Source organism: Casimicrobium huifangae, assembly GCF_009746125.1.
GTDB lineage: Bacteria > Pseudomonadota > Gammaproteobacteria > Burkholderiales > Casimicrobiaceae > Casimicrobium > Casimicrobium huifangae.
The window spans coordinates 2,142,211-2,154,060 of record NZ_CP041352.1; the positions used below are offsets into that span (position 1 = coordinate 2,142,211).

Genomic DNA, 11,850 nt, shown 5'->3' on the forward strand with positions numbered 1-11,850 from the left:
AGTTCCCCACTCCGTATTGCCGATGTTGATCGTGATGGGATAATGCGCGCGCCCTGGCGGCGTCGTTGCACGGCAACACACGTCGGGTCAGTCCATTCACCCGAAATTCCCGGTCCCATGCACTTCTACGCGGTTGTCGCGCTGTCGGCGTTTTTGCTCTTTCTCGTCCAACCGCTCATTGCCAAGCAGATCCTGCCCTGGTTTGGTGGAAGCTCTGCGGTGTGGACCACCTGCATGCTGTTTTTCCAGGGCGCGTTGCTACTGGGCTACGCCTACGCGGACATTGCGCCGCGCAAGCTCGGTGCGAAGCGGCAACCGCAACTGCACATCGTCTTCGCCCTGATCGCGTTGCTGACGCTGCCGATTCTGGCGCCCGAGAGCTGGAAGCCCGCTGGCGGCGAGGAACCAATTTCGCGCATCCTGCTGTTACTGTCGGTGACTATCGGGTTGCCATACGTATTGCTTTCGACCACTAGCCCGTTGATCCAGAGCTACTTCGCACGGCTTCGTCCGGGGCAGGATCCGTACCGGTTGTTTGCGCTGTCGAATGCGGCGTCGCTGGCCGCACTGGTGGCCTATCCGGTTGCGATTGAGCCGTATGTCGGCACCCGCATGCAGGCGTGGGGCTGGTCGACCCTGTTTGCCCTGTTTGTGCTGCTGCTTGGCGCGCTGGCGTGGCGCGTCAGCCGCGCCCAGTCACCCGCAGGGGAAAGCGTCGCTGTGGCGGGGAGCACCGGTGAAGCGAACAGTATTGGTTCGCCTGAGCTTAAAAAGCAATTGCGCTGGATCGCACTGTCGGCCGCCGGCTCCATGCTGCTGCTGGCAGTGTCAAACCACATCACGCAGAACGTTGCCAGCGTCCCGCTGCTGTGGATACTGCCGCTGACGCTCTATCTGCTGACCTTCATCCTCACCTTTGACGGCACCGGCTGGTACAAGCGCGCTGGTTACGCGGGGCCGTTTCTGGTCCTCGTTTCCGGCATGTGTTTTTTGCTGCTGAACAAGGACTTTCAGTTCGATCTGGTCGTGCAGACCAGCGTGTTCTGCGTTGGTCTGTTCGTCGTCTGCATGGTCTGCCACGGCGAGCTGGTGCTGGCGAAACCTGCACCGGAGCATCTCACGCGTTTCTACTTGCTGGTGTCGATTGGCGGCGCGCTGGGAGCGCTGGTGGTCAGCGTGCTGGCGCCGTTGCTGTTCGCCACCTACGTTGAGACAGCCCTTGCGTTGCTCGTTGCTGCGTTGCTGTTCGTGCCCATCGCGCAGGCGGCACATCCGTTTCTGCAATGGGTGGCTGTAGCGCTGGCTATCGGCGTGGTCGGCACAGCGGGCTGGTATGTCAGGGAGGAACACAAGAACGCCGTCGAAGTGACGCGCAACTTTTACGGCGTACTGAAAGTGAAGTCCTACGACGAGCCGGGCAGCGATGGCTATCTGGTGCGCCTGGTGCACGGCGCGATCCTGCACGGCGAGCAGTATCCGCACGAGAAGTGGCGTCGCGAGCCGACCACGTACTACACGCCAACCTCCGGCTTCGGCCGTGCCGTCAACCTGCAGCGGGAGAACGCACCTCTGACCCTCAACACGCAGCGCATTGGCATGATCGGACTCGGCGTCGGCACAGTCGCCGCCTGGTGCCGTGCCGGCGACGTCTGCCGCATCTACGAAATCAACGCTGAAGTCGAGCGTCTAGCGCGCAAGCACTTCACCTATCTGACTGACAGCAAGGGCAAGGTTGACGTCATTCTCGGTGACGCCAGGCTGTCACTCGAGCGCGAGGCCAGCAACCAGTTCACTGTGCTCGCTGTTGACGCGTTTTCCGGCGACTCGATTCCGATGCACCTGATTACACAGGAGGCAGTACGCGTCTTCATGAACCAGGTGTCCAGCGGTGGTATCGTCGCCTACCACGTGTCCAACCGCTTTCTTGACCTGCCGCCAGTGTTGGCTGAAATCGCCGCGAAGGAGAATCTGGCCGGCGTGGTCATTGAAGACCCCGCCCAGACTGACAACGCCCTGCATTCGTCAAGTACCTGGGTGCTGCTCGCCCGCAACGCTGACACCCTCAAGGGCATCGGTGACGCTGGCAAGCCACTTCAGCGCAGTGTCGGCGCTCCGCTATGGACTGACGACTTCAACAACCTGCTTTCGGTGGTGAAGTGGAAGCACTGACAGCCTGACGGGCCGGCGGGCATCAGTCCGCGCCGGCGGTCGCTCCCAGCGCCGGATCCAGCGCCGCTCGCTCGTCGAACACAAAGCAGTCGCCGTGATAATGGTCGCGGCCAATTTGCTCGAAATAGCGCAGGATGCCACCTTCCAGCTGGTACACATCACTCGCCCCCAGGTCGCGCAGATAGGGCGCGGCCTTCTCGCAGCGGATGCCCCCGGTGCAAAAGCTGACAACAGTCTTGCCCTGCAGCTCGCTGATGTGATCGCGTGCCATGTGGCCGAACTCGGTGAAGTTGCGATTGCCCCAGAACACAGCGTTGTCAAAAGTGCCCTTGGCTACTTCCACGTCATTGCGGGTGTCCAGCAGCACGATTGCCTCGCCTGCGTCCAGCCGGCGCTTCAGCTCAGCCGGTGGCATGAAAGGCGCAGGCGCATTGACCGGATCGACGCCTTCCTGGCGGAAGGTCACGATCTCGCGCTTCAGCTTGATTTTCATGCGCTTGAACGGCACGGTTTCGCTCCAGCTTTCCTTGAGGTCGAGCTTGGCAAAACGCGAATCGTCGTCAACGGATGCCATGAAGCTGCGGATTGCCGTCTCGGCACCCGCGAGGAACAAATTGATCCCTTCGTGCGCCAGCAGAATGGTGCCCTTCAGTCCGAGGGTCTTGGCTTTGGGCAGCCAGGTGGCCTTCAGCGCAGCCGGGTCGTCGATACCGACGAAACGGTAGGTTGCGATGTTCAGAATTTGCGACATGACGCAATTTTAGGGCGACAGCGTTGGGTGATAATTGCCGGGCAGAATCACATGCCACGGAAAGCGTCGGCAGAACACTCAGGAGAACGGCATGAACGGACAGTGGATCGACATCAAGGCTCATGACGGCGGCAGTTTTGGCGCGTATATGTCGACGCCACCAAAAGGCAAGGGGCCCGGCCTCGTCATCATCCAGGAAATCTGGGGCGTCAACGAGCACATTCGTGAAGTTGCCGACCAGTACGCCATGGATGGCTTCACCGTGTTCGCGCCGGACGTGTTCTGGCGCCAGCAGCCGCGTGTGGATCTGGGCTACAACGATGTCGATACGCCAAAGGCATTTGCCTACATGACGGCGCTCGACGCGCCAAATGCCGCGAAAGATCTGGTCGCGACGGCGACGGCGCTACGCGCTCATCCGGCGTGCAACGGGCGCGTCGCCAGCCTTGGCTTCTGCATGGGCGGTCGCCTGTCGTTCGTCTGCGCAGCTGAGGGCGCGGTGGATGCGGCGGTTTGCTACTACGGCGGTGGTATTCACAACATGCTCGACCGCGTGCCGTCGATCAAGGTGCCGATGTTGCTGCATTTCGCAGAGAAGGACGGCTACATCCCTATGCCTGCTGTTGAGTCCGTGAAAGGCGCGTTCGCCGGTCGCGACGATGTTCGGGTCGATGTCTACGGTGGTGTCGATCACGGCTTCAACTGCTGGGGGCGTCCGATGTACAACCAGAAGGCGGCGGCGCTTGCACGTGGCCGCTCGTTGTCATTTCTGTCGGGCGTGATCTGCTGACGGGCAGCGAATCGACAATGGCGGCAAAATAGTTGCCGGACCTCCAACTAAAAGACTCAATCCAGGGGAGACTTGATGACTTACGCCGCCATTACCGGTTGGGGCAAATGCATGCCGCCGGCCGTGCTCAGCAATGCTGATCTGGCAACTTTTCTGGAGACCGATGACGAGTGGATCACGTCACGCACCGGCATGAAGGAGCGGCGCATCTCGCACGTCAATGCCATCGAGCTTTCCTACGTAGCGTCGATGCGTGCGCTGGCCTGTGCCGGTCTCAAGGCGTCCGACATCGACCTCATCGTCTATGGGTCCTGCAGTTTCGACGAGATGGTGCCGAACACCGCGTCGGGACTGCAGTACAAGCTGGGTGCCAGCAATGCCGCGTCCATGGACGTCAACACGGCGTGTACGTCATTCCTGTATAGCTGGTCCACCGCCAACGCGATGATTCGCACCGGCGTGGTCAAGCGTGCGCTGGTGGTGGGGGTCGAGCTGATCTCGCGCTACATGGACTGGGAAAATCGCGGCGTTGCCGTGCTGTTCGGTGACGGCTGTGCGGCGATCGTCATTGAGGCCACCGAAGAACGTACCGGACTGCTTGGCGAAACGCTTGGCTGCATCGCTGACTCCCGTGGCATCCTGCGTATTGGTGGCTATGGCGCCACTTATGCCAACGCCAACGTGACTTTCGGCGACATGTCGTGGATCTTTGACGGGCCGCAGATTTTCAAGAAAGCGGTGCAGGGCATGACCGATGCCAGCGCAAAGACGCTTGCCAAGGTGGGCGTTACAGCCGAGCAGGTTGATCTCGTGGTGCCTCATCAGGCCAATTCGCGCATCATCGAGGCGGTGGCCAAGTACGCTGGCATTCCGATGGGCAAGGTCCACTTGACCGTGCAGAAGTACGGCAATATGAGCGCCGCCACGGTGCCGGTCGCGATGGTCGAAGCTCTGGAAGAGGGCCGTCTGCAGCCGCATGCAAAGCTGTTAATGCCCGCCTTCGGTGCCGGCCTCACCGTTTGTTCGCACTATGCCGAATGGGGCGAACGCACGACACCGAAAGACGTGTCGGATGTCGAACTGGCGCCGTGTGACAAGACGGCGCTCCAGATGGTGCTTGAAATGCGCGCTGCCAAAGACATTCGCGGCCGTAGCGCTGCTGGCTTGGCAGCGGCTTACGTCGTCGACCAGAAACCGTTCGGGTCGCAGTAGATAAGTGGGCTCAGTGCCGCGCGTAGAGCGGCACTGCCTCGCCCTCTGCGCAGAATTTGCGCAGGTAACTCAGGCGGTCCCCTGAGGCCTTGCCGTCCGCGACTAGTGTTTGCAATGCGCAGTTTGGCTCATGCAGATGCTTGCAGTCACGGAAACGGCACTGACCGATGCTGTCGCGGAATTCCGGGAAGGCACGCTCAATTTCGTTGCGTGAGAAGTGGGCCAGACCGAACACCTGCATCCCTGGTGAATCGATCACCCAGGTGTCGTTGCCACCGAGCGTGAACAGACGGGTGAAGGTGGTCGTGTGCTTGCCGGAGTCGAGCGCTTCCGAAATTTCATTGGTGCGCTGCGCTTCGCTGCCCACGAGCGCGTTCAGCAGTTTGCTCTTGCCCATTCCTGATTGCCCGATCAGCACCGAGCGTTCGCCAGCGAGGCGCTCGCGCATCGGGCCGTGGTTGAACTTGGCGGAGAACGGGATCACCTCATAACCGAGGTCGCGGTAGAGTGCGAGCGCGTTGGCGGTCGCAGCGGCTTCGACCAGGTCAACCTTGTTCAAACCAATGATGGCCTTGACGCCACTGGCCTCGGCGCAGACCAGCCAGCGGTTGAGCAATTCGTCAGAGTAAGCGGGCAGCGGCGCCACGATACAGGCCACCTGGGTGACATTGGCCGCGACCAGTTTCTCCTTGAAAGCGTCGGCGCGGTAGAACAGCGACCCGCGCTCGCCAATGCGCTCGACCACACCTTCGTTGTCATTGGTTCGCGTGACCGACACCTGATCGCCGCAGGCGATCTGCAGTTGCCGACCTTTGCTGACACAGGTGATTCTGGAACCGTCATCGAGCTGAACAACACAATGACGACGTTGGGTTTCGATCACCAGGGCTTGCTGCATGCAGTGTCTTTGCGCGTTTAGAGGAGTCGATGGGCGACTTCAATGCGCGCGGCGCAAATGAAATCGTTGTTGGAGATGCCACCCTGACCGTGGCCGACGTCGTGCGTGTTGTACGACACCTCGCAGCGGCTGAAGTGCACACTCAGGTCCGGGTGGTGGTCAGTCACATGCGAAATCGATGCCACGATGTTCACAAAGGCAATCGTTTCGTAGTAGTTCTTGAAGTGGAAATTCTTGACGATGCGGCCGCGCGGGAACGTCACATCGGCCGCGACGTAGCGCCAGTCGGGCAACACTGCCAGATGGGCGTCGATATCCGCTTGTGTGAAAGCGGCGTGATGGTGCTGCGGCTCGGTCTTGCTATAGGCCAGCGCATCAAGTTTGGGGGCGTCCATGGCGGCTCCTTTCCGGTATGAACGTGCGCCGCGCGATACTTTGGGTTGACGGTCGCTGCACTCTGTTTGCCTGCTTCAGCCTTGCTGCAGGTGGGCGATCCGGATCATCGCTGGCGGGTGCGAGTGATGATACGCCGAATAGATCGGGTCCGGCGTCAGCGTATTGGCGTTGTCCTTGTACAACTTGGTCAGCGCGGCGATCAGATCGTCGCGACTGGCCACCTCAGCCGCGTAACTGTCAGCTTCGAATTCGTGTTTGCGTGAATAGGCAGATGCGAGCGGTGCAACCCAGAAGAGCAGTGGCGGCAGCGCCAGTGAGAACAGCAGCAACGCGACGCCAGGTGACGCAGCGCCGGTGTCGGTCGGGAAGCCAAATGAGCTGTAGAGCCAGGGCTGGGGCAGCACCCAGGCCAGCGCCGCCATGAAGGCAAGACTCGCCAGCGCAATGAAAACGATGCGCTTGACTATGTGCTTGCGCTTGAAGTGCCCGAGCTCATGGGCCAGCACGGCAACAATCTCGCTGGTGCTGAGCCGCTCCAGCAGGGTGTCGAAGAACACGATGCGCTTGGCGCGGCCGAAGCCAGTGAAGTAGGCATTGCCATGCGCCGAGCGTTTCGACCCGTCCATCACGAACAGCCCGTTGCTGGTGAAGTCCGCCCGCTTCAGCAGCGCCTCAATCGCGCTACGGGTATCGCCGGCGTCCAGCGGTGAGAACTTGTTGAAGATCGGTGCGATGAAGGTTGGATAGATCGCCAGCATCAGCAACTGGAAGCCGATGAATACCAGCCACGCATACAGCCACCAGAGCGAGCCGGCGGAACGCATCAGCCAGAACACCAGCGCGGCCAGTGGCAACATCAGCGCCGCCGAGAGCAGGGTGCCCTTGACTAGGTCCGCCCAGAAGGTGGCGCGGGTTGTCTTGTTGAAGCCAAATTTCTCTTCGATGTGGAAGGTGCTGTAGTAACTGAACGGGATGCCGATCAGCCCGGTGATCGCCGAGAACAGGGCCAGCAACGCTACTTCGCGCAGCACTGGCATATCGGCGAGTGGCGCTGTCAGCGTCCACAAGCGGCTAAGGCCACCGAACAGGATCAGCGCTGTCACGATCAGGCCGACGGCCGCCTCAATCTTGCCTAGCTGGCCCTTGGCGAGTGTGTAGTCGGCTGCACGCTGGTGGTCGGCCAGCGGAATGCTGGCGTCAAAAGGCGCCGGCACCGCATCGCGGTGCGCCGCCACGTGCGCCAGATGACGATTGAGCAGCCAGCGTTCGATGAAGTAGTGAGCCAGCAGGGCGATGATGACAAGCGTGGCAAAAGTGCCCGGCGATGTGGTTGCCGGGGTCAAGGCGTCGGTGGGCATGCGCTGTGGGAAAATGACTTTGTCTCAATTGTTGTCGATTTTGGGGCGCGCCGCCGCGTTTCAGCCCCCCAACCCGCGTCCAGGCCCTTTAGGGTGCTTGACCGGGCATTGATTGTTCCATCGCCCACATGCCGCAAAACCAAAATCACCTGATCTGGCTCGACATGGAAATGTCCGGCCTGGACCCGGAAATCTGCCGTGTTCTCGAAGTGGCCATTGTCATCACCGACAAGGATCTCAATACTGTCGCAGAAGGCCCGGTGCTGGTTGTCCACCAGCCCGACGCAGTGCTTGACGCAATGGACGAGTGGAACAAGAACACTCACGGTCGCTCCGGTCTGATCGACAAGGTCAAGGCCTCGACATTGACCGAGGATGAAGCTTCGCGGCAGATGATCGACTTTCTTGCGAACCACGTGCCGAAAGGCGCGAGCCCGCTGTGCGGCAACAGCGTGCATCAGGATCGCCGCTTCATGGTTCGCTACATGCCGAAGCTTGAAGCGTACTTTCATTACCGCAATCTGGACGTCAGCACACTCAAGGAACTGGCTGCCCGCTGGGCGCCTGAGGTGAAGAAGAGCTTCCAGAAGAAGACCCGGCACACGGCGCTGGCTGATGTCTACGAAAGCATCGACGAGCTGAAGCACTACCGTGATCACTTCATCCGGTTGCCGCAGGCGGTGCCAGCGACGAGTGCTGGGCGTGACGAACTGACCGCCGGAGGCGGTGATTGAAGTTTTGTTCTGCGTGCGGCAGCGCTGACATCGGGCTGCGCATTCCCGACGGTGACCACCGTGAACGCTATGTCTGCAGCAACTGCAGCACCGTGCATTACAAAAATCCGCTGATCGTTTGTGGTGTGGTGCCGGTATTTGAAGATCGGGTCATGCTTTGCCGCCGTGGCATTGAGCCACGCTACGGCAAGTGGACGCTGCCGGCGGGTTTCATGGAAAACGGCGAATCGGTGGAAGAAGGTGCCCAGCGCGAATTGCTGGAGGAAGCCGCCGCGACGGTGACGCTCGGGCCGCTGCTGACGGTGCTGTCGGTTCCCTACATCTCGCAGGTGCACATGATGTATCTGGGCACCATGTCCGAGCCGAAGTTCGCCACCACGCCCGAGAGCACCGAAATCGCGCTGTTCGGGGAGCACGAGATTCCCTGGAAGGAACTGGCGTTTCGCACGGTCAAGACGGCGCTGGAACACTATTTTGAATGTCGCCGCAGCGGTGAATTCACCCTCAAGCGGGCCAAAATCGAGTGATTGCGGACAATCGTCATTGGATACAGCTTTTTGCTGAAATGACCATTGGATAAGGGCTCAGGTGGTGAAAACACCAGAAGTCGATCAAATTCAGAGCCAAATGCACGATTCGCAGCCTGTCATTCGCCCGCTGGACGCCTCCACGCTGCCGGATTTCCTTCATTTTTTCGATCACGACGCCTTTGCCGACAATCCGCGCTGGGCGTTTTGCTACTGCCAGTTTCTCTACGTTGATCACAATCAGGTGAACTGGAAGGCGCGAACGCTCGACGAGAACCGGACCGCAGCCTGTGACCGGGTTGGCGCCGAGCGCATGCGGGGGCATCTGGCCTGGCTGGATGGCAAGGTGGTCGCCTGGTGCAACGCGGCGCCGCGGCCGATGATGCATTCGTTTGACGATCAGCCGGTTGCTGACGCTGATCGCATCGGCATGATCGGCTGCTTCGTGGTGGCCAAACCGTATCGGCGACGCGGCCTTGCTCGTGCCTTGCTGCGTGCCGCGTGCGATGCTTTCGCCGCACAGGGGCTCGTCTGCGCGCAGGCGCTGGCGCAGCGCAACGCGGGTAGCGAGGCCGAAAACCACTTTGGGCCGTTGGCGATGTACCTGTCCGAGGGCTTCGTGGTGCAGAGTGAGGACGACGACGGCGTCGTTGTCCTCCGCAAGTCGCTCTAAATCCTCACAAGGCGCATTGATGCCTGGCTGCGGCACTGCAGCGTCGCATCAGTGCTCAAGTCGACGACGGTTCAAGCTTCGCGCCATGCTCGGCGAGCAGCAGTCGCAGGATCGATCGATGGCAGTGCGACTCGTTCTCGCAGTAGCAGCCTACCGAGAAATTGGTCCCCTGCGATAGCGCAGCCAGCAGGCGCAGTGAATGCGCGTTCTCGGGGGCGTCCATTTCGGCGCGGTACTTCTTCGTGAACGTCGCCCATTGTTTGGCCGTGGTCGCCTCCTGCCCGAGCTTCATCGTCTCCACGCTGGGCGCCAGATTCGGGTACCAGACGTCATACCAATTCTGTTTGGCGAACTCCGTCTTCGGCACGCCGCGCGGCGGCCGGCGAACTGTACCGATGCGCAGGCCTTCGCCTTCGCTGCGCGCGCTGCCCAGCCTGACAATGCGGATGCTCATTGCATTTCTCCCCTTGAGTCGTCAGGGCTTCTTGCCCTCGCGAATGCGCTTGACCACCTCGCTGGCCAGTTCGTTTGGTACTGGAATCGTCAAATGGTATTGCTCGATGCGCCACTGCCCGTCAATCAGCCTGAGCACACCGGTGCCGCGGCAGCGCCCGAGGCCGGCGTTGTCCAGCAGCTCGTCAAACGAAGCGTGTTTGCCATCCGCGGCGACGGTGATGTTGCGTTCGACTTTGGTGTACGTCCAGCCACGTCCCTTGTCGAAATGCGGCTTGGCGTAGGCCTTGAACTGCGCAACCGTCCAGCGCTCGCTGGCGTCGGTGCCGATGAAGACACCCTCTGGCGCGAACAGAGAGAAATACTCCTCGAACTGCGCCCTGGCTGCTGCCTGATGAAAGCGGTCCAGGGTTTGGCTGGCGGCATCCTGCGCCGGGTTGGCAGCAGCGAGGTTGGTGATGGCGACAGCGGCGACAGTGGCGACGATTTTGCGGAGCATGGCAGACGTTCTCTCGCGACGTGACGATCAAATGCCAATTTCATCACGACTGAACGGCCCGGTCTTCCCTATCGATGCGTGGCACCACGCTTGCATTTGGGGTTCGCTGTCCCAAAATGCCTTCGACGAGGTCAATGATGAAAAAAATCCTTCGCATTCAACGTGCGCCCACCCCGCACTGGGTCGGTAACGGCTTCCACGTCAACTCCCTGTTTTTCTACGGGCAGGACGCCGAAGCCTTCAGTCCGTTCCTGATGCTCGATTACGGGGCGCCCCGAACCTTTGCGCCGTCCAGTGAACCACGTGGCGTCGGGCAGCATCCGCATCGAGGCTTTGAGACCGTCACCGTGGCCTATCAGGGCGAGATCGAGCATCACGATTCCGAAGGAAATCGCGGCATCATCGGGCCCGGCGACGTGCAATGGATGACTGCGGCGTCGGGCATCATCCACGAGGAGTGGCTGTCGCCCGAATTCAATGCCCGCGGCGGCACGCTGGAGATGGCGCAACTTTGGGTGAATCTGCCGGCCAGGGACAAGATGGCGCCGCCGGCCTACCAGGGCATTCTCAAGTCGCAAATCCCCTCGGTAGTGGCGACCGGCGGTGCCCGGGTGCAGGTCATTGCAGGCGAATTTGCAGGCAGTGCCGATGGGGCTGTCACCAGCGGCCCGGCACGGACGTTTTCGCCGGTGAACGTGTGGGACGTGCAACTCGCTGCGGGGCAGGTGATTGATCTGGATCTGCACGCCGGCTACACAACGCTGTTTGCCGTGCTCAAGGGCAAGGTGAACGTGAATGCAACGCAGGAAGCAAGCTCGCCGTCGCTGGTGGTGCTCGACCGGGAAGGCACTGCGGCGCGGCTGGAGGCGATCGGTGGTGACGCCACGGTGCTGGTGTTGCACGGCGAACCGCTCAACGAGCCAGTCGCTGGCTACGGCCCCTTTGTGATGAACACGCGCGAGGAAATCATGCAGGCCATGCAGGACTTTCAGCGCGGCACATTTATCCGCCAGAAGGTGGCCAGCGCGTAGGCATCGGCGACACGTAGCCCGGCTGCTAGCAGCCGGGGTTTTTCTACGTCTGGGCCTGTCGCGCAGCCCGCCGTGTGCGGCCCTGCCAGCGGTAGCCCTGTTCCGTTGCCCGTTTCTTCCGGGCCGCTTTCGGGTCTGCAATCAACGGGCGATACAGCTCGATGCGGTCGCCGTCGGAGAGCAGGGTGTCAGGGGGCATCCGTTTTCCCCAGATACCGGCATCAATTGCGTCTGGTGTCTGGCCGGACACCGCCAGCGCGTCCGCGAGTGAGGAGCCAGCGGGCAGCGACAGTAGCGTCTGCTCCAGGCGATCAGGCCACGCCGAGACGAGTGTGACGGAAATTGAAGCAGTCATGGCT

14 protein-coding genes are annotated in these 11,850 nt (G+C 61.1%); 7 read left to right on the forward strand and 7 right to left on the reverse strand.

Going from position 1 to position 11,850, the window contains the following annotated elements:
• Positions 1-117 precede the first annotated feature (117 nt).
• Positions 118-2,169 (forward strand): spermidine synthase, encoded by a 2,052-nt coding sequence (locus FKL89_RS09755; RefSeq protein WP_156862572.1) that lies wholly within the window; start codon positions 118-120, stop codon positions 2,167-2,169.
• Between the two features lie 22 nt (positions 2,170-2,191).
• On the opposite strand, the gene trhO is transcribed toward FKL89_RS09755, so the two are convergent.
• Positions 2,192-2,920: an oxygen-dependent tRNA uridine(34) hydroxylase TrhO gene (trhO, locus tag FKL89_RS09760; RefSeq protein ID WP_156862573.1), complete on the reverse strand. Its 729-nt coding sequence runs from the start codon at positions 2,918-2,920 to the stop codon at positions 2,192-2,194.
• 91 nt (positions 2,921-3,011) lie between these two features.
• Between trhO and FKL89_RS09765 the strand changes: the two genes are divergently transcribed.
• Together FKL89_RS09765 and FKL89_RS09770 are read left to right on the forward strand one after the other, a co-directional pair.
• Positions 3,012-3,710 carry a dienelactone hydrolase family protein gene (locus FKL89_RS09765; protein ID WP_156862574.1) on the forward strand — a complete coding sequence of 233 codons (699 nt, stop codon included), beginning with the start codon at positions 3,012-3,014 and terminating at the stop codon, positions 3,708-3,710.
• Between the two features lie 75 nt (positions 3,711-3,785).
• Positions 3,786-4,922 (forward strand): ketoacyl-ACP synthase III, encoded by a 1,137-nt coding sequence (locus FKL89_RS09770; protein ID WP_156862575.1) that lies wholly within the window; start codon positions 3,786-3,788, stop codon positions 4,920-4,922.
• A 10-nt stretch (positions 4,923-4,932) separates the two neighbouring features.
• On the opposite strand, the gene rsgA is transcribed toward FKL89_RS09770, so the two are convergent.
• From rsgA to FKL89_RS09785, 3 genes are all read right to left on the reverse strand, one after another.
• Complete coding sequence (gene rsgA / locus FKL89_RS09775; protein WP_156862576.1) at positions 4,933-5,820, reverse strand: ribosome small subunit-dependent GTPase A; 888 nt, start codon at positions 5,818-5,820, stop codon at positions 4,933-4,935.
• A gap of 17 nt (positions 5,821-5,837) precedes the next feature.
• Entirely contained in the window at positions 5,838-6,215 is a 378-nt protein-coding gene (locus tag FKL89_RS09780) for a 4a-hydroxytetrahydrobiopterin dehydratase (RefSeq protein WP_156862577.1), read from the reverse strand.
• 75 nt (positions 6,216-6,290) lie between these two features.
• Positions 6,291-7,574 (reverse strand): M48 family metallopeptidase, encoded by a 1,284-nt coding sequence (locus tag FKL89_RS09785; RefSeq protein WP_156862578.1) that lies wholly within the window; start codon positions 7,572-7,574, stop codon positions 6,291-6,293.
• A gap of 128 nt (positions 7,575-7,702) precedes the next feature.
• Between FKL89_RS09785 and orn the strand changes: the two genes are divergently transcribed.
• The 3 genes from orn to FKL89_RS09800 all read left to right on the forward strand — a co-directional run bounded on the left by orn (position 7,703) and on the right by FKL89_RS09800 (position 9,508).
• Positions 7,703-8,308 (forward strand): oligoribonuclease, encoded by a 606-nt coding sequence (gene orn, locus FKL89_RS09790; RefSeq protein WP_156862579.1) that lies wholly within the window; start codon positions 7,703-7,705, stop codon positions 8,306-8,308.
• Positions 8,305-8,835, forward strand: a complete 531-nt coding sequence (locus FKL89_RS09795; RefSeq protein WP_156862580.1) for an NUDIX hydrolase — start codon at positions 8,305-8,307, stop codon at positions 8,833-8,835. The genes orn and FKL89_RS09795 overlap by 4 nt, the downstream gene beginning before the upstream one ends.
• A 100-nt stretch (positions 8,836-8,935) precedes the next feature.
• Positions 8,936-9,508, forward strand: coding sequence for a GNAT family N-acetyltransferase (locus tag FKL89_RS09800; protein ID WP_156862581.1), 573 nt, complete (start codon positions 8,936-8,938; stop codon positions 9,506-9,508).
• Between the two features lie 55 nt (positions 9,509-9,563).
• Here FKL89_RS09800 and FKL89_RS09805 read toward each other — a convergent pair whose 3' ends face one another.
• Positions 9,564-9,962 carry a DUF488 domain-containing protein gene (locus FKL89_RS09805; RefSeq protein WP_156862582.1) on the reverse strand — a complete coding sequence of 133 codons (399 nt, stop codon included), beginning with the start codon at positions 9,960-9,962 and terminating at the stop codon, positions 9,564-9,566.
• A gap of 21 nt (positions 9,963-9,983) precedes the next feature.
• Positions 9,984-10,460 (reverse strand): nuclear transport factor 2 family protein, encoded by a 477-nt coding sequence (locus FKL89_RS09810; RefSeq protein ID WP_156862583.1) that lies wholly within the window; start codon positions 10,458-10,460, stop codon positions 9,984-9,986.
• 137 nt (positions 10,461-10,597) lie between these two features.
• Here FKL89_RS09810 and FKL89_RS09815 point away from each other — a divergent pair, with 137 nt between their 5' ends.
• Positions 10,598-11,491, forward strand: coding sequence for a pirin family protein (locus FKL89_RS09815; protein ID WP_156862584.1), 894 nt, complete (start codon positions 10,598-10,600; stop codon positions 11,489-11,491).
• A 43-nt stretch (positions 11,492-11,534) separates the two neighbouring features.
• On the opposite strand, the gene FKL89_RS09820 is transcribed toward FKL89_RS09815, so the two are convergent.
• Complete coding sequence (locus FKL89_RS09820; RefSeq protein WP_156862585.1) at positions 11,535-11,846, reverse strand: RnfH family protein; 312 nt, start codon at positions 11,844-11,846, stop codon at positions 11,535-11,537.
• Positions 11,847-11,850 lie beyond the last annotated feature (4 nt).

Excerpts from the sequence above, each read along its gene's own strand:
- FKL89_RS09755 (WP_156862572.1), top strand. The coding sequence starts at position 118 with ATGCACTTCTACGCGGTTGTCGCGCTGTCGGCGTTTTTGCTCTTTCTC.
- trhO (WP_156862573.1), bottom strand. The coding sequence starts at position 2,920 with ATGTCGCAAATTCTGAACATCGCAACCTACCGTTTCGTCGGTATCGAC.
- FKL89_RS09765 (WP_156862574.1), top strand. The coding sequence starts at position 3,012 with ATGAACGGACAGTGGATCGACATCAAGGCTCATGACGGCGGCAGTTTT.
- FKL89_RS09770 (WP_156862575.1), top strand. The coding sequence starts at position 3,786 with ATGACTTACGCCGCCATTACCGGTTGGGGCAAATGCATGCCGCCGGCC.
- rsgA (WP_156862576.1), bottom strand. The coding sequence starts at position 5,820 with ATGCAGCAAGCCCTGGTGATCGAAACCCAACGTCGTCATTGTGTTGTT.
- FKL89_RS09780 (WP_156862577.1), bottom strand. The coding sequence starts at position 6,215 with ATGGACGCCCCCAAACTTGATGCGCTGGCCTATAGCAAGACCGAGCCG.
- FKL89_RS09785 (WP_156862578.1), bottom strand. The coding sequence starts at position 7,574 with ATGCCCACCGACGCCTTGACCCCGGCAACCACATCGCCGGGCACTTTT.
- orn (WP_156862579.1), top strand. The coding sequence starts at position 7,703 with ATGCCGCAAAACCAAAATCACCTGATCTGGCTCGACATGGAAATGTCC.
- FKL89_RS09800 (WP_156862581.1), top strand. The coding sequence starts at position 8,936 with ATGCACGATTCGCAGCCTGTCATTCGCCCGCTGGACGCCTCCACGCTG.
- FKL89_RS09805 (WP_156862582.1), bottom strand. The coding sequence starts at position 9,962 with ATGAGCATCCGCATTGTCAGGCTGGGCAGCGCGCGCAGCGAAGGCGAA.
- FKL89_RS09810 (WP_156862583.1), bottom strand. The coding sequence starts at position 10,460 with ATGCTCCGCAAAATCGTCGCCACTGTCGCCGCTGTCGCCATCACCAAC.
- FKL89_RS09815 (WP_156862584.1), top strand. The coding sequence starts at position 10,598 with ATGAAAAAAATCCTTCGCATTCAACGTGCGCCCACCCCGCACTGGGTC.
- FKL89_RS09820 (WP_156862585.1), bottom strand. The coding sequence starts at position 11,846 with ATGACTGCTTCAATTTCCGTCACACTCGTCTCGGCGTGGCCTGATCGC.